The organism is Actinocorallia longicatena (assembly GCF_039534125.1).
Classification (GTDB): domain Bacteria; phylum Actinomycetota; class Actinomycetes; order Streptosporangiales; family Streptosporangiaceae; genus Actinocorallia; species Actinocorallia longicatena.
Genome location: NZ_BAAAUV010000004.1, coordinates 488,705 through 511,405, shown reverse-complemented (window position 1 = coordinate 511,405; position 22,701 = coordinate 488,705). Strand labels below are relative to the sequence as shown.

Here is a 22,701-nt window from a genome sequence, read left to right as displayed (position 1 = left end):
GCAGTGCCGATTCTTACTTTTGGGGGGCGAAGGGGCCTGATGGCTGAGCACGAAACGGGTTCCTCGGGCGCGCTGCTGGAGCAGACCCTCGGCGAGGTGCGCAAGGTGATCGTCGGCCAGGAGCACATGGTCGAGCGGCTCGTCGTGGCCCTGGTGGCGGGCGGCCACTGCCTGCTCGAGGGCGTTCCCGGCGTGGCCAAGACCCTGGCGGTCTCCAGCCTGGCCCAGGTCACGGGCGGAACCTTCGCGCGCATCCAGTTCACCCCCGACCTCGTGCCCTCCGACATCGTCGGCACCCGGATCTACCGGCCCTCCAGCGAGAAGTTCGACGTCGAGCTCGGCCCGGTCTTCGCCAACTTCGTGCTCGCCGACGAGATCAACCGGGCCCCCGCCAAGGTCCAGTCGGCGCTGCTGGAGGTCATGGCCGAGCGCCAGGTCTCGCTGACCGGGCAGACCTACCGGCTGCCGCGACCGTTCATCGTGCTCGCCACCCAGAACCCGATCGAGTCCGAGGGCGTCTACCCGCTGCCCGAGGCGCAGCGCGACCGCTTCCTAATGAAGATCAACATCCCTTACCCGGACGCCCACGACGAGCTGGCGATCCTGCGGCGGATGAGCGTCGACCCGCCCGTCCCCCAGCAGGTCCTCGACCCGGAGATGCTGCTCGGCCTCCAGCGCGCCGCCGAGCAGATCACGGTGCACGAGCTGGTCGCCGACTACATCGTCCGGCTCGTGATGGCGACCCGGCAGCCCGCCGCCTACCGGATGCCCGACCTGGCCGCGCTCATCGAGATCGGCGCGAGCCCCCGCGCCACGCTCGGCCTCGTCTCCGCCGCCCGGGCGCTGGCGCTGCTGCGCGGCCGCGAGTTCGTGCTGCCCGAGGACGTCAGGGACGTGGCCCGCGAGGTCCTCACCCACCGCATCGTCCTCACCTTCGACGCGGTCGCCGACGGCATCGACCAGAGCGAGCTCGTCGACCGCATCCTCGCGTGCGTGCCGCCGCCCCGCGTGGTGTGGAACCACGGACCGTCCTGATGGTCCGGATCCCCGAGGACCGGCTCCGCCGCCTCGAACTCAAGATCGTCGGCAGGCTGGACGGCCTGCTCGGCGGCGAGCACCTCGGGCTGCTGCCGGGAGCGGGCACCGAGTTCGCCGAGTCCCGGGTCTACCAGCCGGGCGAGGACGACGTCCGGCACATGGACTGGTCGGTCACCGCCCGCACCGCGACCCCGCACGTCCGGGATCTCATCGCCGACCACGAGCTCGAGGCCTGGGCGCTGGTCGACCTGACACCGTCGATGGACTTCGGCACCACCGAGATGCCCAAGCGCGACCTGGCCGTCGCCGCGCTGGCCGCCGTCGGCTTCACCGCGACCCGGCTCGGCGACCGGGTCGGCGCCTACCTCATGAGCTCCGGCGGGCTGCGCCGCCGTCCGGCCAGGCCGGGACGGGCCGGGATCTACGCGCTGCTGCGCGAGGTCCAGTCCACCAAGATCGAACGCGGGCCGATCACGCTCGCCGAGGCGCTCGCCTCCCTGGACCGCGGGCAGCGCCGCCGTGGCCTCCGGGTCGTCATCAGCGACTTCCTCGACCAGTCCGACTGGTCCCAGCCGCTGCGTAGGATGAGCGCCCGACACCAGACACTGGCCGTCGAGATCATCGACCCCCGCGAGCTGGAGCTGCCGCCGGGAGGACTGATCGAGATGACCGACCCCGAGACCGGAACCGTCCAGGAGATCATGCTGTCGCCGCGCGTCGCCGACGCCTACAACCGCGCAGCCGCCGCGCAGCGCGAGCAGACCGCCCAGACCCTCAAGCGCCTCGGCGTCCCCCATCTCGTGCTGCGCACGGACCGCGACTGGGTCGCCGACATCGCCCGCTTCGCCCTGCGCCGCCGCCGCATCGGGAGCCGCACATGAGTTTCGGGACGCCCCTCAGGCTCTGGCTGCTGCTGCTCATCCCGCTGCTGGCCCTCGCCTACATCCTGGTCCAGCAGCGGCGCCGCAAGTTCGCGATCAGCTTCTCCAACCTGCCGCTGCTGTCGCAGGTCGCGCCGCGCCAGGGCGCCTGGCGCAAGCACGTCAGCGCGGCCCTGTTCCTGCTGCTCCTCGGCGTGCTGATCTTCGGTTTCGCCAATCCGACGGCGCCGGTGAAGGTCCCCAGGGAGCGCGCGACGATCACCGTGGCGATCGACGTGTCCCTGTCGATGATGGCCACCGACGTCCGCCCGAGCCGGTTCGAGGCGGCGAAAGCCTCGGCCAAGGCGTTCATCAAGAGCCTGCCGCCCCGGTTCAACGTCGGCGTGATCGCCTTCGCCGGCAACGCCAGCGTGGTCGCCTCCCCCTCGGCCAACCGGGCCGACGCGATCGCCTCGGTCGACACCCTGAACCTGGACCGCCGCACCGCGATCGGCGAGGCGGTCTTCGCCTGCCTCCAGTCGATCCGCTCTTTCGACGCCGGGAACGGCGACGACCCGCCGCCCGCCCACATCGTGCTGCTGTCCGACGGCGACAACACCTACGGACGCTCGATCAGCGAGGCCATCGACGCCGCCAACACCGCGAACGTCCCGGTCTCCACGATCGCCTTCGGCACCCCCTACGGCACCGTGACCATCGAGGGCGAGACGACCACCGTCGACGTCAACAAGCCGGAGCTGCGCCGTCTGGCCGTCTCCACCCAGGGCAAGGCCTACGAGGCCGAGGACTCCGGCGAGCTGTCCGAGGTCTACCGCAACATCGGCACCTCGCTCGGCTACCGCCTGGAGGACCGGGACATCTCCGGCCGTTTCCTGGGTGCCGGCCTGATCCTGATCATCCTGTCCGGCGGCCTGTCCCTGCTGTGGTTCTCCCGTCTGCCCTGACACCTCTGGCTCCCGCGTTCCCGGCAGGCCCTAGGCTTGGCGGACGTGGGGGATCATTACTTCTCGGCTGAGCCCGGAGCGGCCAGCAGACCGGCGACGGTCGACCTCGTCCTGCGCGACCTGCACTTCCGGCTCGAGACCGACCGGGGCATGTTCTCGCCCGACAAGGTCGACGCCGGTACGCGGATCCTGCTGGACAGCGTGCCCAGGCCGCCGCGCGAAGGCAATCTGCTCGATCTCGGCTGCGGCTACGGCCCGATCTCGCTGACCCTCGCCGCCAGGGCGCCGGAGGCGACCGTCTACGGCGTGGACGTCAACCAGCGCGCCCTCGCCCTCGCCGGGCGGAACGCCGAGGCCGCGGGCCTTAACAACGTAAGGTTCGGGCTGACCGAGGAGATCCCGGCGGGTGTCACCTTCGCGGCGATCTGGTCGAATCCGCCGATCCGCATCGGCAAGCAGGCCCTGCACGACCTGCTGACCCTGTGGCTTCCGCGCCTCCAGCCCGGCGGCCTCGCCCACCTGGTGGTGCAGAAGCACCTGGGCAGCGACTCCCTCCAGCGCTGGCTCACCGACCAGGGCTGGTCCACCACGCGGCTGGCCAGCCGCTCGTCCTACCGCATCCTGGAGGTCCAGGCCCGTGAACGCTGAGCAGCCCGCGCCGCGTAAGCAGCTGCGCGCGACCGACGTCAAGCGGCTCAACCGCACCTGGCGCCGGAACACCACCGGCCGTCTCGGCCTGCTGGTGGAGTCGGTGACCCAGCCGTTCAACATCGGGTCGATCTTCCGGACGGCCGCCGTCTTCGGCGTGGAGCGGCTGTGGCTGTCGGGCAACGCCACCGAGCCCACCCACCCGAACGCCCAGAAGACCGCGCTCGGCACCGACCGCCTGGTCCCCTGGCAGCACGCCGGGACCTCGGTGGAGGCGGCGAAGCTCGCCAAGGCCGACGGCTTCCGGATCATCGCCCTGGAGCTCACGACCGACGCCCTGCCCCTGCACGAGGCCCCGCTGGAGGGCGACATCTGCCTGGCGGTGGGCGGCGAGGACCACGGCTGCTCCCCCGCCCTCCTGGCCGCCGCCGACGCGGTCGCCTACATCCCCCAGGTCGGCAGGGTCGGCTCCCTCAACGTCGCCGTCGCGACGGCGGTCGCCCTCTCGGAGATCCGCCGCCGCGAGTGGGCCGGGTAGCGCCTCAGTCGGTCAGGCCGAGCAGCTCGGTGATGCCGTGGTCCTTGCCCGCGAGGTAACCGCCGTCGACCGGGAGGGCCGCTCCCGAGACGAAGCTCGCGTCGCCGGAGAGCAGGAACGCCGCCGCGGCGGCGATCTCCTCGGGCCGCGCCCCCCTGCGCAGGGCGTGGCCCTTGATGAAGTCCGACCTGAACCCCTCGAGGCCGGGCATGTCGAACACGTCCGAGGTCATCGGCGTGTGGACCAGCCCGGGGCAGACGGCGTTGCAGCGGATGCCCTTGGGCCCGTAGTCCAGGGCGACGTTCTTGGTGAGCAGGACCACCCCGCCCTTGGCGGCGTTGTAGCAGCTTCCGCCGGCCGTGCCCTCCAGGCCCTCGACGCTGGCCACCGTGACGATCGCCCCGCGCTCCCCCTCGACCCGCTCCTGTTCCAGCATGATCCGGACGGCCTCACGAACGACCAGGAACGTGCCGGTCAGGTTCACGTTGATCACCTGGTTCCAGGACGCGCTGTCGAGCAGGTGCACCGGGGATCCGCCCGCGATGCCGGCGGCATGGAACACCCCGTCGATCCGGCGGGACGACAGCTCGGCGAACAGCGCCGCCACCGCCCCCTCGTCGGTGACGTCGAGCTCGCGGAACTCTGCCCCGGCCAGGGGTTCGGGATCCTTGGCGAAGTCGACCGGGATCACCTCCGCGCCCTCCGCGAGCAGCCGGACGGCCGTCGCCCGGCCGATCCCCGACGCCGCTCCGGTGACCACGACCGCGCGTCCGGCGAATCTGTCCATGGGGCCTTCTCCTCTTGACGGGCTGAACAACTGGGCGGAACCTGTTCAACTGTGAACCAAGCGATTGCTTCGGGCAAGGCCCAGAACCCGACGGCCGGAAGGATCCTCGACGCGGCCGAACGGTGCATGAGCCGGTACGGCCTGGAGCGGGTCTCGATGCTCGATGTGGCCCGCGAGGCGGAGGTCTCGCGCGGAAGCGTCTACCGCTACTTCCCCACCCGGGATGATCTGGTCCACGCCGTCCTGGCCCGGACGGCCCGGGCCTTCGTCGAGGCCAGTGAGCCGGTCGTCGACCGGGGCGCGACCCTGGTCGACCAGGTCGCCGAGGCCGCGGCCTTCGTCGCCGGGCACCGCGAGGACGTCGAGTACACCCTCAGGCTGCCCGGCGGCACCGACTCGCTGCTGGCGATGCTGCTGACCGTCCATCTCGACCGCTTCCTCGCCGCGCAGATCGACTTCTGGCGTCCCCGGCTCGCCGCCGCCCGGCTGCGCGGGGAGATCCGCGCGGGGCTCGACGAGGCGCAGGCCGGCGAGTGGCTGGTCCGGATCGTGTTCACCTTCGCGGTCATGCCGTCGGCGGCCCTCGAACCCGCCGACCCCGACGCCGTCCGCGCCTTCGTGCGCACCCACCTGGGAGGTCTGCAGTGAAGTTCGCCCTGTTCTACGAGATCCCCGTCCCGCGTCCGTGGTCGGAGGAGTCCGAGCGGATCGCCCTCGAGCAGACGATCGAGCAGGCCGTCCACGGGGAGAAGCACGGCTGGGACGCCTTCTGGACCGTCGAGCACCACTTCCTCGAGGAGTTCTCGCACTGCTCCAATCCCGAGGTGCTCTACGGGGCGATCGCGGCACGGACGTCGCGGATCCGCCTGGGCTACGGAGTGCGGCTGATGCCCAGGCCCTACAACCATCCGGTCCGGACGGCGGAGTCCGTGGCCACGCTCGACCTGATCTCCGGTGGCCGGGTCGACGTCGGGACCGGGCGGTCGGCCACCCGGGCGGAGCTGGAGGGGTTCGGGATCGACCCCCGGCAGACCAGGGCGATGTGGCGGGAGGCGATCTCCCACACCGTCGGCTGCTGGACCGAGGACGTGCACTCCTTCGACGGCGAGTTCTGGTCGATGCCGCCGCGGCGCGTCCTGCCCAAACCGCTCCAGAAGCCGCATCCTCCGCTGTGGGGGGCCACCAGCAGCGAGGACGGTCACCGGGAGGTCGGCGGGCTCGGCCTCGGGCTGTGCTCGTTCGCCGTCGGGGTCTCCCCCGAGGAGGTCAAGAAGAAGATCGACGTCTACAAGGCGGCGGTCGCGAAGTGCGAGCGGCCGATCGGCGCCTACGTCCACGACGAGGTCGCGACCTTCACGATGGCCCTGTGCGACACCGACCGGGACCGTGCCGTCGCCACGGCCACCGAGTCGTTCGAGTGGTACCCGAAGACCGGGGCGCGCCAGATCGCGAGCGTCGCGGAATGGCAGGCCGAGGGCACGCTCGGCGACTACGGCTACGCGGGCGACCTGAAGACCGTCGACGAGCAGGGCCTGCTGGAGCTGCTGACGATCGACTACCTCCGCCAGGAGGGCGCGTGCGTGCTCGGCACCCCCGAGGACTGCGTGGCGGCCTGCCGCCGCTACGAGGAGGCCGGCGTCGACCTGCTGCTGTGCCTGGTGAACCCCTACAAGATCCCGCACGAGGCCGTCATGCGGACGATCGAGCTGATGGGAACCGAGGTCATACCGCGCTTTCGAGACTGACCGCCTTTACATAGTAAGTCCGGAGCATACTGGGGAGGGTGCGTTACGCCTTCCTCGACCACGACGGCCCGATCCCCTTCGCCCACCGCGGCGGCAAGAAGGGCGCGCCGGAGAACTCCCTGACCGCCTTCCAGCGGGCCGTCGACCACGGTTACCGCTACATCGAGACCGACGCCCAGGCGACGGCCGACGGCGTGCTGCTGGCCTTCCACGACCCGACGCTGGGCCGGGTGACCGACCGGCGCGGCCGGCTGTCCAAGCTGCCCTACAGCACCGTCAGTGCGGCGAAGATCGGCGGCACCGAGCCGATCCCGCTGCTCGAGGACGTCCTGGGCCAGTTCCCCGGCACCCGGTTCAACATCGACATCAAGGACCGGCCCGCGATCACCCCGCTGATCCGGGTCCTGCACCGCACGAAGGCCTGGAACCGGGTCTGCATCACCTCCTTCTCCGGCCGCCGCCTCGCCCAGCTCCGCGCCCGCGCCCCGCTCTTCACCAGGGAACCGGTCTGCACGGCCCTCGGACCGGGCGGCATCGCCGCGCTGCGCGTCGGCGGCGGGCTGGCCAGGGCCGCCGCCGAGGGCGTGGCCTGCGCCCAGATCCCCTACAACCTCGGCCCGCTCCCCTTCGCGACCGCCGAGTTCGTCGCGCGCGCCCACGCGCACGGCCTGGCCGTCCACGCCTGGACGGTCAACGAGACCGCCACCATGGAACGCCTGCTGGACGCCGGTGTCGACGGAATCATGACGGATGATCTCACCGCGTTGCGGGAGGTCATGACCGGACGCGGCCTCTGGAACGCCGTCGCACCTTAACTCACAGGGTTCAAAGCGCCACCGGCAGGGAATCTTGTAGCGGTATCCAGCGTTGGGCAAGGCAAGACCGCAAGCCGTCTGGGAGGCGTTTGACGATGGCAGAGCGCGCACTTCGCGGCACACGGCTCGGAGCCACGAGCTACGAGAACGACCGTAACACCGACCTGGCCCCCCGCCAGGAAGTCGACTACACATGCCCGAAGGGCCACCAGTTCACCGTCACCCTCGCCACCGAGGTGGAGGTGCCGATGACCTGGGACTGCCGGAGCTGCGGCTCACCCGCCCTGTTGATGGACGGTGAGGCACCGGCGGCCAAGAAGGGCAAGCCACCGCGCACGCACTGGGACATGCTCCTGGAACGTCGCAGTATCGAGGATCTGGAGGAGGTCCTCGCCGAACGGCTGGCGATTCTCAGATCAGGGCGACGCAAGTCCGCCTGATCCTGGGGATCGAGAGGGCCCGTGCTTGCGAGCACGGGCCCTCCGCCGTCTCAAGGCACGATTCCTTACGTGCCCTTGCGGTCGTCGTCCACGACCTCGCCGTGGATGACCTCTCCCCGCACGACCGGCGCCCCGTCGGGGCCCGGCTGGGTGCGGGCGAAGCCCTCAGGGAACATCATCGGCGGCGCGGTCACCTTGATCTTGCGGGCGGCCCAGCCCAACAGCGCCCCGCGCACCAGCGGCCGGGTGAACGGCAGGATGCACAGGAAGCCGAAGAAGTCACTCACGAAGCCCGGCGTCAGCAGGAGCACGCCGCCGACGAGGACGAGGGCCGCGTCGGCCAGCTCGCGGTCGGGCATCCGGCCGCTCTGCAGCGACGAGTTCAGATTGCGCCACGCCCGGCGCCCCTCGCGCTTGACGATCCACGCGCCGAGCAGGCTCTCGACCAGCAGCAGGAAGACCGTCTCCCACCCGCCGATCACCTGCCCCACCTGGATGATCACGTAGATCTCGAGGATCGGGAGGGCCAGGAAGGCCACGAAGAGGAACACCGCCATGTCCCCATCATGCCCGGCGGATCGGGCGATCATCTCGATCATGGGTGTGAGCTGGCACAACGCAGAAGTGCCGGAGACACTCCGATCACGTCATCCGTGTTGACAAAGCAACGTGTTCCGATAGGTTTGGGCGCTGGCTATGACCCGGAAGGGCCCGGCACATCCATTAGACAACGGACGACGTTCCCACAACCTGTGGGCACTCGTACGGCCCGACGGATGTGCCGGGCCCTCTTCCGTTACCCGAGTCCAGCATTCAGCCGATAACGTGCTGGAAACGGCGGGCGGACAGCAGGAGACGGTGTTGACGCAGGACACGGTGGCGGAAGACGTGCCCGCCCGGCCGATCACCTCTCCGAGGCCTTCACGGCGCTCCCCCTGGCTGCGGATCGCCGCGGCCGCCGCAGCCGGGCTGATCATGTACCTCGCCTTCCCGCCGAGCGTGCTCGGGCCCTCCGAGGGGAGCACCGACGGCCTGTGGCCGCTGGCGCCCGTCGGGGTCGCGCTGCTCACGCTCGTCCTGCGCGGGGTCAGGGCCCGGTTCGCCGCGCTGCTCGGCCTCGTCGCGGGATTCTGCTTCTTCTTCCCGGTCCTGCCCGGCCTGAAGCCCATCGGCACGGACGTCTGGATCGCGCTGAGCGTGACCGAGGCGCTCTACTTCGTGCCGATGGCCGCCTGCATGGCCGTCGTTTCCAAGACCCGCCTGTGGCCCCTGTGGACCGCCGGGCTGTGGCTCACCCAGGAACTGCTGCGCGGCCGGGTGCCGTTCGGCGGGTTCCCCTGGGCGCGCCTGGCCTTCTCCCAGACCGACACGCCGCTGACGGCCTTCGCCTCGATCGGCGGGGCCCCGCTGGTCAGCTTCATGACCGCGCTGATCGGCACCCTGCTGGCCTACGCGATCGTCAAGCACAGCAAGCGGGCCACCGTCCTCGGCCTGGCCGGCGCCCTCGCGATCACCTTCGCCGGACTGATCATCCCGACCGGCTCCGGGACGGGCGGCCGCGAGGCGACCGTCGCGGTGATCCAGGGCAACGTGCCCCGCTCGGGCATGGACTTCCTGGGCCAGCGGCAGGCCGTCCTCAACAACCACGTCAAGGAGACCAAGGTCCTCGCCGCGGAGATCCGCGCGGGCCGCGTCCCCAAGCCCGACCTGGTGATCTGGCCGGAGAACTCCAGCGACCTCGACCCCTACAACGATCCCGAGGCGCGAGCCGTCATCGACGGGGCCGTCAAGGACGTCGGGGTGCCCGTCCTGGTGGGCGCGCTCACCGACACCCCCGACGGCGAGAAGGTCGAGAACCGCGGCATCGTCTGGGATCCGGTGACCGGGCCGGGCGCCTACTACACCAAGCGGCATCCCGTCCCGTTCGGGGAGTACATCCCGTTCCGGTCGGTGCTGACCAAGTTCATCGCCCGGCTCGAGCGGGTCCCCCGGGACTTCGCCCGCGGCACCCAGAGCAACCTGATGAAGATCGGCGGCGTCGAGATCGGCGACGTCATCTGCTTCGAGGTCGCCTACGACGGGATCGTCCGCGACGCCGCGCAGGGCGACATGATCGTCGTCCAGACCAACAACGCCACCTACGGCCACACCAGCCTCCCCTGGCAGCAGCTCGCCATGTCGCGGCTGCGGGCCGTCGAGCACGACCGGAGCGTCCTGGTCGCGGCCACGAGCGGGATCAGCGCGATCATCACCCCGGACGGCCGGCTGGTGAAGCAGTCCCGCGAGTTCACCGCCGAGATCCAGGTCTCCGCGGTTCCCGTCCGCACGGGCACTACCATCAGTGACCATCTGGGCGGTGCTCCCGAATGGCTCCTGGCATTTGTGGGCATGACCGGACTATTGATCGCATTGCGCGCCCGACGGACCCCCACGGAGGACGACGCCGCTTAGGGAGGACCGCATGGACGAGCTCGGCAAGATCCTGGTGATCATTCCCACCTACAACGAGCGCACCAACCTTCCTCTGATCACCGACCGGGTCCGCAGGTGCACCCCCGACGTCGACATCCTGGTCGTCGACGACAACAGCCCCGACGGCACGGGGGAGCTGGCCGACCGGATGGCGGCGACCGACCCTCAGCTGAAGGTCCTGCACAGAACCGCCAAGGACGGCCTGGGCGCGGCCTACATCGCGGGTTTCCGCTGGGCCATCGCCCAGGGTTACGACGTCATGGTCGAGATGGACGCCGACGGCTCCCACCAGCCCGAGCAGCTCGATTCGCTGCTGGGGGCCCTGGGCTCGGCCGATCTGGTGCTGGGCGCGCGCTGGGTCCCCGGCGGCCGGGCGGTGAACTGGCCGAAGTACCGCGAGGCGATCTCCCGCACGGGCAACTTCTACGCCCGTCACATGCTGAGCATCCCGCTCCACGACGCCACCGGCGGCTACCGCGCGTTCCGCCGCGAGACCCTCGAGAAGCTGGACCTCGACACCGTCGACTCCCGCGGATACTGCTTCCAGATCGACCTGGCGCTGCGGGCCTACCGGGGCGGGCTGCGCGTCGTCGAGGTGCCCATCACCTTCACCGACCGCGTGCACGGCACCAGCAAGATGTCCCAGGCCATCGTCCTCGAGGCCATGTGGCGGGTCACCCAGTGGGGCGTCCGCGGCCGCCTGCGCCGCCGCTGAGCCGCCGCCTTTACGTTGTAGATTCGCTGATCAGCGGGGCCACCGGTTCCAGCGCGGGCCCGCCTGGTTCCTGCCGGGGTAGACCACGTCGTCGGAGAGGTCGGTCAGCCGCGCTCCGGCCAGTTCCGCCGCCTTCGACACCTCGAGAGCGGCCTCCGCCTCGACGGCCTCGATCTCCGCCGCCGCCTCCTCCAGGGTCAGGGTCCCCGTGCGGACCCGCTCCTCGGCGTCCCGGTGCACGCGCAGCACCCTGGCGGCGACCGCCGCCTTCACCCGCTCAAGCCCCGCAAGCGCGTCGGCCTGCTCTCGCTCGAACCGCTCGACATCAGCGGCATCCCCCACGGCCGGACCTTCCCTTCCTCTCGCTCCTCGTCCCATGATCCAGCAGCCGGCGGGCGACCGGAAGCCCGTGGAGCGATCCCCGCCCTCACAGTTCGGTCACCCGTACCTGATCGCCTGGATCTCGGTGAGCGGGCAGGTGATCCGGGTCGCGACGTCGTCCTCCTCGTCGGCGTCGGCCCTGATGTGCTCGACGAGGGAGAACGTCACGCACGTCGTCGTCCCCCACAGCGAGCACTCGTCGTCGGTCCCGAAGCTGCCCGCCTCGATGGCGAGCCACTCCCCGCCCACCATGACGTGCTTGATCGTCTCGTATTCCATCTCGCGTCTCCCCTCCCCGGCCCCTGCACCGAGAACGCTCCCGGCCGGACCGTTTATTCGGCCGCGCCCCCGCTCACCGCCGCTCCCGCCGATCACGGACATGGTGGTAGAACACCGCCACGACCCCGATCGCCGCACAGATCGCGAAACAGACGGCGATCCCCGTCAGATGCCGGTTCACAGCGGCTCCTCGTACCGGAACACGGGAGCATGATCGCTCATTGAGATCTCCCTGTAGCTCAATGTAATCATCCCTCAGTCCGGGCCGCCCCGCGAGCGGATCGGCGGGTCGGATACCGTGAGCCATGGGGGAGAACAGCCTTCACGGGCCGGACGGGCTGCATGTCCGGACGGTCGCGCCCGACACCGCGAGCGGCGTGTGGGCCCGGTGGGCGGGCGCCACGGGGGACGCCGCCTTCCTGGTGACGCGCGGCGGACGTTTCGCCGCCGCCTATCCCGACATCGAGTCCCTGGCCGAGCACATTCCCCTGGAGAGCCTCGGCGAGGTCTAGGGTCGCCATCCCTCGCGGTATCCGGGCCGGTGACGGTATCCGGAGACGAGCAGGAGAACGGTCCGGCAGGGATGGGGCGCGTCCCGGCATTCCCTGCACGACGGCGGCACGGCCCCGTTTGATCCGTGCGCCTCGAGAACGGCCAGTTCGGCGGCGCAGCGCGAGAGGACGTCCTCGGGGTCGTGCCGGACCAGGTGCTCCGTGACGGCCCTCAGCGATTCTCCGGCGGCCGCCAGCTCCCGGCCGTCTCCCCCGCCGTAGATCACGCCGGGCGCGCCCCGATGACTGTGCACCCATGCCCCCGGCGCGACGATCCCGGCGACGTGCGCGGCCTCACGGTCGGCCAGGATCCACTGGCGCGCCCACTCCGCCGGATCACCGATCTCGTCGGGGCTGATCTCTCTCACGATCGACGATCCTCTCAGCCTCCGCACCGGAATCGAGTCGCACGACGCCTCGACCGACGATGCCCGGGAGGATTCGGGTGCACCGGGTGACGGGCCGGTTGCGGATCGGATTCGCGTTGGTCACGCAGGTGCCATGATTCTCATGGTGGCGCGTCCCTTTTTGAGAACGCCGACTCGAGGAGCCACCGTGTACCAGTCCTCCCACCAGCCGCCCCGACCATCGGGAGGACACCGGCCGCTCCTCATCGGCTGCGCCGTCCTGCTCGGCCTGTTCGCCATGGTCGTCGCCTGCGGCGCGGTCGTGAACGGCACCACCCCGCAGAAGCCCATCCAGTACTCCCCCGCCGCGGGTCCGGAAGCCGCCACCACCGCCCCCGAACCGTCCCCCACCAGCACGGCCACCTCGAGCCTGCCGCCCGCTCCGGCCGTGGACGCCGCGGCCCGCCGAGCCTGCGCCGCCCATGTGCAGGCCGTCGCGCTGAAAGCCGCCGGCTGGCCCGGAAAGGCCGCCGCCAAGGCCCGGGCCGCGAAGGCCGCGGCCCGGGCCTCCCGCGTCGGCCGCCTGGCCGGCTCGCCCGGCACGACGGCCGTCCTCTCCTCCTGGTGCCGGCTCCACCTGCCGGGGGTGAAGGCGCAGCCCGTCCCGGAGAAGCCGAAGCCCCGGCCGAGCAGCGCCTCCCCCACCCCCCGCCCGGCCACCGACCCCCGCTTCCGCACCTGCCGCGAGGCCAACGCCGCGGGCTACGGCGACTACGTCCGCGGCGAAGACCCCGAATACGGCTGGTACCAGGACCGCGACGGCGACGGCACCGTCTGCGAGACCCGCTGAACGATCCCGGAGCCCGGCCCGCCGGACTACGAGGCCCGTCGCTCGGACGGCGCCGGGAGCACCGGGATGACCGAGGCCGGCCAGCCGTCCGGCGTCGCGTCGAAGTGCGGCGCCGGGGTGCTCTCCCACCAGGAGCGCATCGCGGTCGTCGTCACCTCCTGCCCGGTCCGCCGGTCTGTGTAGGTGACCTCGCGTTCACCGCTCCGCCGGACGGCCACCCGGCCGCGCCTGCAGCCGTCCGGGTAGTCGTTCCAGTCGATGCCGTGCTCGTGAAGCATGTCCTGCATCTGACGGCTGTTCACGCCGTGGAGCCGCCGGTGGGAGAACACGGCCTGCGCCGCCATCGTGATGGAGTTGCGGACGCAGTCCCGCTGCCGCCAGACGAAGTAGTTCGCGACCTCGACCTGATCCGGGATCGTGAAGACCCGCCCGTCGAACGTCGCGAAGGCGTCATCCCGGCCCCCGTACCCACGGTTGAACGCCACCGTCGCGACCGAGGCCGCCACCGACGCCATCTTCTGCACCGTCCCGCCGAACCAGGGCTGCGTACCGGGCGCCCCGAAGTCGGTGATGAGCACGGAGCACTCGTCGGACTGGCTGAACGCGAAGACGGCCCCCGAGATCTCGGAGCAGAGCGCCCGCCCGACGGCGTCCATCGACGCCATGACCCTCTCGTCGTAGGGCCTGTCAGCCCGCCGCAGGAAGGAGTGGAACGCCCGCCCGTCGACCCTGATGACCGTGTAGGTACGCCGCGGAAGCGTCACCCTGGTGACCGCCTCGTACCCCTTCATCCTGTCGCCGAGTGCCGTCTTGTCGCCGGACATGAGATTCCTCTGCTCACTGTTTCGGGGGGAACCCGTCACGGTGCTGGACGACGATCCTCCGGGGCCGGGTTCACTCGATGATCCCGGCATCCGCGATCTTCCGCCACCCGATATCGCCGGGCGGGGGCTTCAGCCGTGATCTAGAGTGTTTTCGTTCGCCTCTTCCCATTTCTGATTTCCAGAGAGATGCTCATCAGCACTGGGGAGGCACGATGCGGAACTTCTGGCGGCAGATGACCCTGGCCGATGTGAACGAGCGAGCGGCCGCCGAAGCCGAACGGGCGCGCGCCGCACGGGCCGAGCGCGCCTCCCGCCTTCCGGAGTACCGGGACGAGCTGCTGCGAGAACGCGCCGCCCGCGCGGCCGCGCACGATGCCCTCGTCCGCCACCAGGGATACGCCTGGCCGCCGCTGGCCGAGCCCCACCCCGAAGGCTGGTGCCCCTACGACGAGCAGCAGTGGTTCCTCGACGTCGTCCGCGGCCGCCGGCTCCTCGACGAACGAGCGGTCACCTACCGCCGATCGAGATTGCACCTGGTCCAGGACGGAGAAGCCGAGTCGCCGCCCTTCGACGAAGACGCCTTCCTCGTCCGAAACCTGGAAGAGGCCGCCACCGGCCTCAAGGGCCGCCGGGGATCCCCCACCCCCCGGCGGCCCGGCCCCGCCGGCTGAGCGTTCACCGAGGCACCGGACGGACCGGCACGGCCGCGGCGTCTTCCGAGGAAACGCCGAAGCCCCGCGTAGGCCCTTGGACAGGTCCTATGCGGGGCTCGGGGGTTACTTGACGGCGCCGGCGGTGAGGCCGGACTGGATCTGCCGCTGGAAGATGATGTAGACGATGATCACGGGGATGATGGCGATGCTCAGGGCGGCCATGAGGCCGGGCCAGTCGGCTTCGTAGCCGGCGCTGGTCGAGATGTTGGCGATGCCCTGGGTGAGGACCCACTTGTCCTGGTCGGCCGGCATGAGGACGATCGGGAGCAGGTACTGGTTCCACTGGCCGATGATGTTGAAGATCGTGATGGAGACCAGGCCGGGCTTGGCCATCGGCATCATGACCCGGAAGAAGGTGCGGACGTGGCCCGCGCCGTCGATGAAGGCGGCTTCGGCGACCGAGCTGGGCAGGGTCTTGAAGAACGCCGACAGGAAGAAGATCGTGAACGGCAGCGAGTAGGCGACGTACACCAGGATGATGCCGTGGTAGGTGTTCAGCATCCCGAAGTTCTTGACGACCTGGAACAGCGGGACCAGGGCGAGGAAGACCGGGAAGGTCATGCCGGACACGAACACCATGTAGATGATGCGGTTGCCGCGGAAGGTGTAGCGGGCCAGCACGTAGGCGGCCATCGAGCCGAGGAGCATCGTCAGGAACGTGCTGCAGCCGACGATGAAGACGGTGTTCAGCAGGTAGCGGCCGATGTTCGCCTTGCTCCAGGCGCGGGACCAGGCGTCGAAGTGCCAGGACTGCGGGAGCGTCCAGGCGTCGCCGAAGATCTCGTCGTTGGTCTTGAAGGCCGCGACGAAGGTCCAGACGATCGGGACCAGCACCAGCAGCGCCCAGAAGATCAGGGCTACGTGCGAGAGCGTGGTCAGGACGCCGCTGGACTCCTTCTTGGACTGCGGCCGGTTGGTCGCGCGAGCCGGTCGGTCCTGGGCCGGCGAGGCCTTGTGCACTGTGTTCGTCATTGTCGTCGCCGTCCTAGTACTCGATGCGCTCGCGACGGGTGACCCGGAGGGTGAGCGCCGCGAAGGTGATGGTCATGAAGAACAGCACCACGCCCATGGCCGAGGCGTAGCCGTACTTCGCGTAGGTGAAGGCGTTCCGGTAGGTCTCCAGCGCCACGACGGTGGTGGAGTTGTCCGGTCCGCCGCGGTCCACCGACAGCACCTGGACGATGGCGAACATGTCGAACGCCGCGATGCCCAGGTAGACCCAGCCGACCTGAAGGGTGTCCCACAGCAGCGGGACCGTGATGCGGAAGAAGAGGGTGAAGCGGTTGGCGCCGTCGAGCGCCGCGGCCTCGAAGATGTCCTTCGGGATGGAGGACATGCCGGCCGAGAAGAGCACGACGTAGAAGCCGACGCTCTGCCAGACCACGACGCCGATGATCGAGTAGAGCGCGATCTTCGGGTCGTTCAGCCACTGCACCTCACCGATGCCGACCTTGGCCAGGAGGCCGTTCAGCATGCCGCTCTCGTTCGGCCGGTAGACCGACTGGAACAGCACACCGACGATGGCGACGGCCAGGACCTGCGGGAGGAAGAAGATGACCTTGTAGATCGAGGAGCCCTTGACTCCCGCGGTCTTGCCGCTCTCCCCCTTCCCGCCCACGTTGAGCAGGAAGGAGAAGAACAGGGCGAGCCCGAGGGTGGCCAGCGGCAGGGCGATGAGGATCCACAGGTGGTGCCAGAGCGCCGCCTTGAACGCGTCGTCGTCCGCGAGGGCCTTGAAGTTGTCGAAGCCGACCCACTTGGGCTTCGACAGCCCGTTCCATTTCGTCATCGCGATCTGGAAGGCCTGGATGTACGGGTTGATCACGAAGACCGCGTACAAGATCACCGGGGCTGCCAGGAACCCGATGATGAAGGGATACTTGCCCTGCCGCATGGTCATTTACCTCGAACTAGTAACGGGTGGAACAGATCAGGAAGTGCGCTTCTGGATCTTGTCGCCCGCGGCCTTCTTGGCCTTGTCAGCGGCCTTCTGCATCGCCTCGGTGAACTTCGTGGCGTCGATGCGGCCGAACATCAGGTTGTTGGTCTGCTTGCGCAGCTCGGTCTCGAGCTCCTTGTACCAGTTCTCGAACTGGCTGTTGGTGACGATGTTGTCACCGGCGGCCTTCTGCGCGTCCGCGACGGACTGCAGACCCGGGGAGAGGGTCAGGCCCTCGGTGGAGTCCTTGACGATGGTCAGCGAGCCGGACTTGCCGGTGAAGCCCTTCGCGCCTTCCTTCGACAGCATGATGCGGAAGTACTCCAGGCCGCCGGCCGGGTTGGCGCCCTTGGCGGAGACGAAGTAGTTCTCACCGGCGGCGACGCGCAGCGCCTCGAAGGGGAGCTTGTCAGCGGCGGTCACCGACGGGGTCGCGGCGAGGGCGTACTTGAAGGTCTTCGGGGTCGACTTGGCCTGCTCGTTCTCCAGCCAGGAGCCGGAGGGGTAGAAGGCGATCTTGCCCTTGTTCTGCATGGTCTGGACCTCGGTGTGGATGAGGCCCTCGAAGGACTTCTCCGAGTACTTGGTGTTGATCTCGGCCCATGCGGCGGCGGCCTGCTTGACGGCGTCGTTGGTCCAGGCGCCGTCTTCGAGGTTGTCGATGTTGATCAGGACCTCGTTGCCACCGATCTTGGCGGCGGAGATCAGGATCATCCAGTAGGCGTAGTACGAGGCGTTCTTGCCCGCGTACGCGAACGGGGTGATGCCCTTGGCCTTGATCTTGTCGGCGAGGGCCTTGAACTCCTCGAAGTTCTTCGGCGCGGTCCAGCCGTTGGCCGTGAACAGCTCCTGGTCGTACCAGAGGCCGTAGGTCGAGGAGACGTAGGGCAGGAGGTAGGGCTTGCCGTCGATCTCACCGGTGGTGGGAGCGGTGGCGAGAACCGTCTCGCGGACCTTCTTCGCCGGGTCGTCGATCGACGGGGCGTCCCAGAGGGTGGTGAGGTCCTGCAGCGCGCCGGCCTCGACCAGGGCGTTGTTGTCCATGAGGTCGGTGCCGGAGTTGGCGACGACGTCGGGGATCTCCGAGCCGCCGGAGAAACGCGGCTGAAGGGTCTTGTTGATCTCGACGATCGGCTCGTGCTTGATCTTCGCCTGCGGGAAGGCCTTCACGTAGGCCGGCTCGTGGACCTGGGTGGCGTAGTCGTCGCCGAGGCCGCCCTTGAAGATGACGACGTCGAGCGGCTTGGTGCCGTCCACGTTGAACGGGTTCTTCGCGTCGGTACCGGAGGTGACCTTGTTCTCCGGCTTGTCGTCGTCGCCGCCGGAGGTGGCGCAGGCGGACAGGATCGACATGCCGGGGCCGACGACGACCGCGGTCAGACCGATGCGCTTGAGGACGTCGCGCCGGCCGAGGCCGGTGGTCTCCTGAGACATGTGGAACTCTCCTTGGGGGATGAGAACTGTACTTCTATCGGGATACTGCGAGGGGTGGTCTTTGGGGACCGCGGAGACAGTGCTCTATGGGGGCACTGTCGAGTCGAAGAGCTCTTCGCGCGTCACGATGAGCCCGTGCTCGACGGCACCGGTGAGGACGGGATTGCCCTCGATGGCCGACAACCGCAGGGGTGGCCGCGGAATCGTCATGCGGTGCAGCTCGTGTTCCACGAGCGACCGCAACGCCTCGCCCCCGGCGAGCAGCACGTCACCGGTGAGCACGACGAGTTCTGGGTCGAGGAGCGCGGTGACGGAGGCGAGACCGGTGGCGATCCGGATCGCGACGTCGCGCAGGGCGTCCTCGGCGGCGGTTTCGTGGGCGCGGGAGGCGGCGGAGCGGATCGACGCCGCGGCGTCCACTCCCCGGAAGCCGTGGGCCCGCATGACGGTCCGTACGGCGGGTCCTCCCGCGAGGGCCTGGAGCCCGTGGTTGGCGTAACGGCCGGTCTCGCGGGCGGTGGGAGCGCCGGGCACCGGCATGTAGCCGACCTCGCCCGCTCCTCCGCTGGCTCCCCGGTGGAGCCTGCCGCCGAGCACCAGGGCCATGCCGATGCCGGATCCGACCCACAGGACCACGAAGTCCTCGTGGCCGTGGGCGGCTCCGTGCGCGGCTTCGGCGAGGGCGACCAGGTTGACGTCGTTCTCGACCTCGACCTGGGTCGCGAGCGCCTTCTTGAGCGCGCCGACGAGATCGGGGATCTGCCAGCCGGGAAGGTGGCGGGAGTAGCCGAGGCGGCCGGTGGCCGGGTCGACCGCTCCCTGGACGCCGACGACGACGCGGGACAGGTCGGCGGAGGTGATCCCGGCCGCGGCGCAGGCACCGTCGACAGCGGACTTGACCTCCTCGACGGCCTTGCCGCCGGACCTCGACGGGGTCGGCAGGCGGAACTCTCCCGCGATCCCTCCCGTCAGGTCGGAGACCACGGCCTCGATGCGGTTGGGGGTGATGTCCAGGCCGCAGACGAGCGCGGCGCGCGGGTTGATGCCGTATTCCTCGGCCGTCCTGCCGAGGTTGCCGCCGCGGCGGCCCTCCAGGACCACGAGGCCGGCATCGCTCAGGCGCTGCAGCAGCTGGGACGCGGTGGGCTTGGACAGGCCGGTCAGGTCGCCCAGCTCCGGACGGGTCAGCGGGCCGTGCTCGAGCAGCGCCTTGAGGGCCGCCCGGTCGTTGATGGCCCGGAGGAGCGCGGGGGTTCCGGGAACGCGCTGGTTCATGTTCGCTCCTCCTCCCTCGCCGTGAAGATTAACTATTAGGAAACTGTCCTAATGAATGAGGTGAAGGTATGAGGTGTGCCAGCTCACGTCAAGCCAGGGTCATCAAGATGGCCGGATCCGCAATCAATCCGTGATCCAGGCCCTCAGGGAAGGCCTGCCCCTTAAGGGATCCTTAAGGCCTCTGACCTGCAAAGATCTACCTTTAACACGCCCGTCACACGAGCGCCCGAACGCGACACGGGCACCGCGCCGGAGCGCGCCGACGGGCCCGCGCACGGCGCGCACGGGCCCGTCGGCGGGTCACGAGGAGTCTCAGTATACGGACACCATTCGGTAAACAGTCTTTACTCGAGACGGCCCGAACGCGCCCGTAAGGTCCCGGTAAGGCCCGATCTCCGGCGCTTCACGGGCGCTCCGCGTCACACACCGTAGACGCGAGAAGGAGACGCATGGACGACATCGCGAAGGCCCCCGGACCGACCGGCACGGCGCCCGCCACGGAGGACGACGGCCCCGCCGGAGCCGTCACCGGGATCGGATTCCTGCTCCTGCTGCCCGCGGCCATCGTGCTGCACCTGTTCAGCGCGACGGGCTGGGCCGCCTGGACGAGCCTGGCCGCCGGCACCCTCGGCATCGCCATGATCGTGGTCGCCGCGGTCCTGTCGATCCGGGACAGGAACGATCACACTTTCTCCCCCGGCGTAGTGATCGGCATCGCCCTCATCGCCTCCAAGTTCGTTCACGGAGCGTGGACCTTCCTTTCCTGACAACCTCCTTGACACACCCAGGGCCCGTGCACCGGTGCACGGGCCCTTGACCTGCTGTCAGACCCCGGACTCCGAGGGCCACCGTCGCCGTCAGTTGGGGGGCGGTTCGCGGCGGGAGCCGTAGAGGGTGAGGGAGCGGAGGTCGGCGCGGAAGGTGCCGGGGTCCGAGGCCGGCAGGCGGGTGAACCAGATCAGGATGTAGCGGCGCGGCGACGAGGCCGCCGGGCGGAGGTCGGCCAGCGTCCCGGAGGGACGGACGGCCGTCAGGGTGCGCAGGTCGTCGAGATCCGGCCGGTCGCCCAGGCGCAGCTCGATTCTGGCGCCCCGCCATCCGCCGAGGCGGAGCCGGACGGTGGAGAGCGTGACGGGGGCGCCCATGTCGAGCAGGACGCCGGTCCCGGGCTTGAGGTTGCCGAACTCGGCGGTGGTGTAGCGCTGGGTGTGGAAGGTGATCCGGGAGCCGCCGCCCAGACCCGCCGATCCCCCGCCGTCACCGAAGGGATCGAAGGTCCGGGCCGTCTTCGGATGCAGCCGGGACGGCTTCCGCTGGGCGGGCGCGCTCCTCGCCGGAGGCCTGGGCGCCACGGCCTCGTTCTTGAACAGATCCTCGGGAGGCTCGTCGCGGGGGAGGACGAAGAGCAGCGAGGTGACGCTCGCGACCAGCGTTCCCGAGGTGAGGGCGATCCGCCCGGCCCTCCGGGGCCACCCGATGCTCCGCGCGACGCCCGTCACGATCTTCGGTGGCCGGACGGGCCGGGGGCGGAGCACGTCCAGGAGGTCGGCGAACCGTCCCAGGTCACGGATCTCCGGCTCCGCGTAAACGGCCTGCCGGACGAGGAACTCGAGCTCCCTGCCGAGGGGACCCTCGATCGGGAGGACGACCGGTTCCCCCGGCCATCGGACCTCCCCGCCGACCAGCGCCGACCACAGCAGGAGCCCGAGGCCGCGCAGGTCGCTCCGCTCCGGGTCACCTGACCCGTGGCCGGCGAGGGCCGCCTGCGTTCCGAGGCCGAGGAGCTTCACCCCGCCGGTAGGCGTCCAGTACAGGGACCGGGGGGACAGCAGCCGGTGCGCGAGGCCCTTGGAGTGCGCGGCGGCCAGCGCGCGGGCGGTTTCGCCGATCAGCCAGATCGCCTGGTCCGGCGAGAGCCGCCCGGCCGCCAGGAGGGAGGCGAGGCTCTCGCCCCTCGGCCACTCGGTCACCACATAGACGCCTCCGGCCGAGCGGCCGATGTCGAAGACGTGCTCGAACCTCGCGTCGCGCAGCCTGCCCGCGGCGCAGGCGGCGGCCAGCACGGCCTCCTGGCGGTCGGGGCCGACGGCGAAGACCCTCAGGGCGACGGTCCTGGCGAGCACCTCGTCGGTCGCCCGCCACAGAGTCGTCTCCCCCGTCGAGTCGAGTTCCTGATCCAGCCGGTATCGATGACCGACCCGGTTGCCCGGCTCCAACAATTGACCCGACGCCTTTCTCGTGACGCCACGGGCTCCGTCTCAGTCGGAGCCGTCGGACCTGCTGAACTCTTCGACGATCTTCTGGAACGCCTTCTCGTCGAAGGGGACCCCGAAGTCGTGCGCCTCGGTGAAGTGCACGCGGCGCTTGGTGTGGAAGTCCTCCTGCTCACGGGCCCGCCGGTGCAGCGAGAGCAGGCTCAGGGCGAGCAGGAGGGTGCTGAAGAACATCAGGGCGAGACCCAGGGCCAGCCGCAGCCATTCCATGGTTCGTTCCTTTCCGCGCCGCCCGTCCAGGACGGCGACGCGGTGGCCCTCACCAGGCCGGACCACCGCTCGCTCGATCGACGGTCAGTAGCGGTCCGGGTCGGCGGCCTCGCGGTCGTAGCGGCACAGCGCCCAGATCACGAGGACGTCCAGCGCGATGATCAGCATCGACCACAGCGGGTAGTAGGGGATGTAGAGGAAGTTCACCAGCGCGCTGAGAACCGCCACGATGACGCCGACGATCCGGGCCCACAGGTAACCGGCGACGATCGCGAATCCCGCCGCGGCGACGACCACGCCGACCAGCAGATGGACCCACCCCCAGGCGGTCGTGTCGTAACCGAACAGGTAGTGCGGGGTGACCACGTAGAAGTCGTCCCGGACGATCGCGACGAACCCCTCGAGGGCCCCGAAGGCCCCGGACATCATCAGGACGATCGCGGCGAAGATCGCGAGTCCCGTCGCCCAGGGACCCACCGGCTCCCGGGAGCCGGTGGCGCTGGAAGACAGCTTCTGATCGGTCATGTGCGTTCCTCTCATCGGGTTGGGGAAATCGTCGTTTCCGGCGCCCGGACGGGCATCACCCGTCACGGAGGAGACGC

The 22,701-nt window shown here is 69.8% G+C and carries 28 protein-coding genes; 15 read left to right on the top strand and 13 right to left on the bottom strand.

Annotation, left to right across the window (positions count from 1 at the left end; translation table 11 throughout):
• Positions 1-39 precede the first annotated feature (39 nt).
• From ABD785_RS10775 to ABD785_RS10755, 5 genes are read left to right on the top strand one after another with little or no spacing between them, the layout of a single operon-like run.
• Entirely contained in the window at positions 40-1,035 is a 996-nt protein-coding gene (locus ABD785_RS10775; protein ID WP_344825564.1) for an AAA family ATPase, read from the top strand.
• On the top strand, positions 1,035-1,919 hold the full coding sequence (locus ABD785_RS10770) for a DUF58 domain-containing protein (RefSeq protein ID WP_344825562.1): 885 nt from the start codon (positions 1,035-1,037) through the stop codon (positions 1,917-1,919). Before ABD785_RS10775 ends, ABD785_RS10770 begins: the two co-directional genes overlap by 1 nt.
• Positions 1,916-2,863 carry a VWA domain-containing protein gene (locus ABD785_RS10765; protein ID WP_344825560.1) on the top strand — a complete coding sequence of 316 codons (948 nt, stop codon included), beginning with the start codon at positions 1,916-1,918 and terminating at the stop codon, positions 2,861-2,863. The genes ABD785_RS10770 and ABD785_RS10765 overlap by 4 nt, the downstream gene beginning before the upstream one ends.
• Before the next feature lie 45 nt (positions 2,864-2,908).
• Positions 2,909-3,511: a class I SAM-dependent methyltransferase gene (locus tag ABD785_RS10760; RefSeq protein WP_344825557.1), complete on the top strand. Its 603-nt coding sequence runs from the start codon at positions 2,909-2,911 to the stop codon at positions 3,509-3,511.
• On the top strand, positions 3,501-4,049 hold the full coding sequence (locus ABD785_RS10755) for a TrmH family RNA methyltransferase (RefSeq protein WP_344825554.1): 549 nt from the start codon (positions 3,501-3,503) through the stop codon (positions 4,047-4,049). The genes ABD785_RS10760 and ABD785_RS10755 overlap by 11 nt, the downstream gene beginning before the upstream one ends.
• Positions 4,050-4,053: 4 nt before the next feature.
• Here the strand turns inward: ABD785_RS10755 and ABD785_RS10750 are convergent, their stop codons facing one another.
• Positions 4,054-4,836 carry an SDR family NAD(P)-dependent oxidoreductase gene (locus tag ABD785_RS10750; RefSeq protein ID WP_344825551.1) on the bottom strand — a complete coding sequence of 261 codons (783 nt, stop codon included), beginning with the start codon at positions 4,834-4,836 and terminating at the stop codon, positions 4,054-4,056.
• Between the two features lie 51 nt (positions 4,837-4,887).
• Here ABD785_RS10750 and ABD785_RS10745 point away from each other — a divergent pair, with 51 nt between their 5' ends.
• The 4 genes from ABD785_RS10745 (at position 4,888) to ABD785_RS10730 (ending at position 7,836) form a co-directional block, all read left to right on the top strand.
• Positions 4,888-5,484, top strand: coding sequence for a TetR/AcrR family transcriptional regulator (locus ABD785_RS10745; protein ID WP_344825548.1), 597 nt, complete (start codon positions 4,888-4,890; stop codon positions 5,482-5,484).
• Positions 5,481-6,581 (top strand): LLM class flavin-dependent oxidoreductase, encoded by a 1,101-nt coding sequence (locus ABD785_RS10740; RefSeq protein WP_344825545.1) that lies wholly within the window; start codon positions 5,481-5,483, stop codon positions 6,579-6,581. Before ABD785_RS10745 ends, ABD785_RS10740 begins: the two co-directional genes overlap by 4 nt.
• A 38-nt stretch (positions 6,582-6,619) precedes the next feature.
• The gene (locus ABD785_RS10735) at positions 6,620-7,396 is read left to right on the top strand and encodes a glycerophosphodiester phosphodiesterase family protein (RefSeq protein ID WP_344825542.1); all 777 of its coding nucleotides are present in this window, start codon (positions 6,620-6,622) and stop codon (positions 7,394-7,396) included.
• A 95-nt stretch (positions 7,397-7,491) separates the two neighbouring features.
• Positions 7,492-7,836, top strand: coding sequence for an RNA polymerase-binding protein RbpA (locus ABD785_RS10730; RefSeq protein ID WP_344825539.1), 345 nt, complete (start codon positions 7,492-7,494; stop codon positions 7,834-7,836).
• A gap of 65 nt (positions 7,837-7,901) precedes the next feature.
• Here the strand turns inward: ABD785_RS10730 and ABD785_RS10725 are convergent, their stop codons facing one another.
• Positions 7,902-8,393: an FxsA family protein gene (locus ABD785_RS10725; RefSeq protein WP_344825536.1), complete on the bottom strand. Its 492-nt coding sequence runs from the start codon at positions 8,391-8,393 to the stop codon at positions 7,902-7,904.
• 304 nt (positions 8,394-8,697) lie between these two features.
• On the opposite strand from ABD785_RS10725, the gene lnt reads away from it, so the two are divergent.
• Positions 8,698-10,287 carry an apolipoprotein N-acyltransferase gene (gene lnt / locus ABD785_RS10720; protein WP_344825533.1) on the top strand — a complete coding sequence of 530 codons (1,590 nt, stop codon included), beginning with the start codon at positions 8,698-8,700 and terminating at the stop codon, positions 10,285-10,287.
• A 10-nt stretch (positions 10,288-10,297) separates the two neighbouring features.
• On the top strand, positions 10,298-11,023 hold the full coding sequence (locus ABD785_RS10715) for a polyprenol monophosphomannose synthase (RefSeq protein WP_344825529.1): 726 nt from the start codon (positions 10,298-10,300) through the stop codon (positions 11,021-11,023).
• Between the two features lie 30 nt (positions 11,024-11,053).
• Here ABD785_RS10715 and ABD785_RS10710 read toward each other — a convergent pair whose 3' ends face one another.
• Positions 11,054-11,365, bottom strand: coding sequence for a hypothetical protein (locus ABD785_RS10710; protein ID WP_344825526.1), 312 nt, complete (start codon positions 11,363-11,365; stop codon positions 11,054-11,056).
• A gap of 96 nt (positions 11,366-11,461) precedes the next feature.
• Complete coding sequence (locus ABD785_RS10705) at positions 11,462-11,683, bottom strand: hypothetical protein (RefSeq protein ID WP_344825523.1); 222 nt, start codon at positions 11,681-11,683, stop codon at positions 11,462-11,464.
• Positions 11,684-11,988: 305 nt separating this feature from the next.
• Between ABD785_RS10705 and ABD785_RS10700 the strand changes: the two genes are divergently transcribed.
• A complete protein-coding gene (locus ABD785_RS10700; RefSeq protein ID WP_344825520.1) occupies positions 11,989-12,195 on the top strand; it encodes a hypothetical protein in 207 nt (68 codons plus the stop codon).
• On the opposite strand, the gene ABD785_RS10695 is transcribed toward ABD785_RS10700, so the two are convergent.
• On the bottom strand, positions 12,192-12,602 hold the full coding sequence (locus tag ABD785_RS10695) for a DUF6221 family protein (RefSeq protein ID WP_344825517.1): 411 nt from the start codon (positions 12,600-12,602) through the stop codon (positions 12,192-12,194). The genes ABD785_RS10700 and ABD785_RS10695 overlap by 4 nt on opposite strands.
• Positions 12,603-12,789: 187 nt before the next feature.
• Between ABD785_RS10695 and ABD785_RS10690 the strand changes: the two genes are divergently transcribed.
• Positions 12,790-13,431: an excalibur calcium-binding domain-containing protein gene (locus tag ABD785_RS10690; protein ID WP_344825514.1), complete on the top strand. Its 642-nt coding sequence runs from the start codon at positions 12,790-12,792 to the stop codon at positions 13,429-13,431.
• 26 nt (positions 13,432-13,457) lie between these two features.
• On the opposite strand, the gene ABD785_RS10685 is transcribed toward ABD785_RS10690, so the two are convergent.
• On the bottom strand, positions 13,458-14,255 hold the full coding sequence (locus tag ABD785_RS10685) for a tRNA(His) guanylyltransferase Thg1 family protein (RefSeq protein WP_344825512.1): 798 nt from the start codon (positions 14,253-14,255) through the stop codon (positions 13,458-13,460).
• Between the two features lie 212 nt (positions 14,256-14,467).
• Between ABD785_RS10685 and ABD785_RS10680 the strand changes: the two genes are divergently transcribed.
• Positions 14,468-14,926 carry a hypothetical protein gene (locus ABD785_RS10680; RefSeq protein WP_344825509.1) on the top strand — a complete coding sequence of 153 codons (459 nt, stop codon included), beginning with the start codon at positions 14,468-14,470 and terminating at the stop codon, positions 14,924-14,926.
• A gap of 105 nt (positions 14,927-15,031) precedes the next feature.
• On the opposite strand, the gene ABD785_RS10675 is transcribed toward ABD785_RS10680, so the two are convergent.
• The 4 genes from ABD785_RS10675 to ABD785_RS10660 all read right to left on the bottom strand — a co-directional run bounded on the left by ABD785_RS10675 (position 15,032) and on the right by ABD785_RS10660 (position 19,616).
• Positions 15,032-15,940 carry a carbohydrate ABC transporter permease gene (locus tag ABD785_RS10675; RefSeq protein WP_344825506.1) on the bottom strand — a complete coding sequence of 303 codons (909 nt, stop codon included), beginning with the start codon at positions 15,938-15,940 and terminating at the stop codon, positions 15,032-15,034.
• 13 nt (positions 15,941-15,953) lie between these two features.
• Positions 15,954-16,868 carry a carbohydrate ABC transporter permease gene (locus ABD785_RS10670; protein ID WP_344825503.1) on the bottom strand — a complete coding sequence of 305 codons (915 nt, stop codon included), beginning with the start codon at positions 16,866-16,868 and terminating at the stop codon, positions 15,954-15,956.
• A 30-nt stretch (positions 16,869-16,898) separates the two neighbouring features.
• Entirely contained in the window at positions 16,899-18,341 is a 1,443-nt protein-coding gene (gene ngcE / locus ABD785_RS10665; RefSeq protein ID WP_344825500.1) for an N-acetylglucosamine/diacetylchitobiose ABC transporter substrate-binding protein, read from the bottom strand.
• A gap of 84 nt (positions 18,342-18,425) precedes the next feature.
• Positions 18,426-19,616, bottom strand: coding sequence for an ROK family transcriptional regulator (locus ABD785_RS10660; RefSeq protein ID WP_344825497.1), 1,191 nt, complete (start codon positions 19,614-19,616; stop codon positions 18,426-18,428).
• Positions 19,617-20,065: 449 nt separating this feature from the next.
• Between ABD785_RS10660 and ABD785_RS10655 the strand changes: the two genes are divergently transcribed.
• Positions 20,066-20,383 carry a hypothetical protein gene (locus tag ABD785_RS10655; RefSeq protein WP_344825494.1) on the top strand — a complete coding sequence of 106 codons (318 nt, stop codon included), beginning with the start codon at positions 20,066-20,068 and terminating at the stop codon, positions 20,381-20,383.
• A gap of 90 nt (positions 20,384-20,473) precedes the next feature.
• On the opposite strand, the gene ABD785_RS10650 is transcribed toward ABD785_RS10655, so the two are convergent.
• From ABD785_RS10650 to ABD785_RS10640, 3 genes are all read right to left on the bottom strand, one after another.
• Positions 20,474-21,835: a protein kinase family protein gene (locus tag ABD785_RS10650; RefSeq protein ID WP_344825491.1), complete on the bottom strand. Its 1,362-nt coding sequence runs from the start codon at positions 21,833-21,835 to the stop codon at positions 20,474-20,476.
• Positions 21,836-21,874: 39 nt separating this feature from the next.
• Positions 21,875-22,099 (bottom strand): hypothetical protein, encoded by a 225-nt coding sequence (locus ABD785_RS10645; protein ID WP_344825489.1) that lies wholly within the window; start codon positions 22,097-22,099, stop codon positions 21,875-21,877.
• An 84-nt stretch (positions 22,100-22,183) separates the two neighbouring features.
• Positions 22,184-22,624, bottom strand: coding sequence for a DUF7144 family membrane protein (locus ABD785_RS10640; protein ID WP_344825486.1), 441 nt, complete (start codon positions 22,622-22,624; stop codon positions 22,184-22,186).
• Positions 22,625-22,701 lie beyond the last annotated feature (77 nt).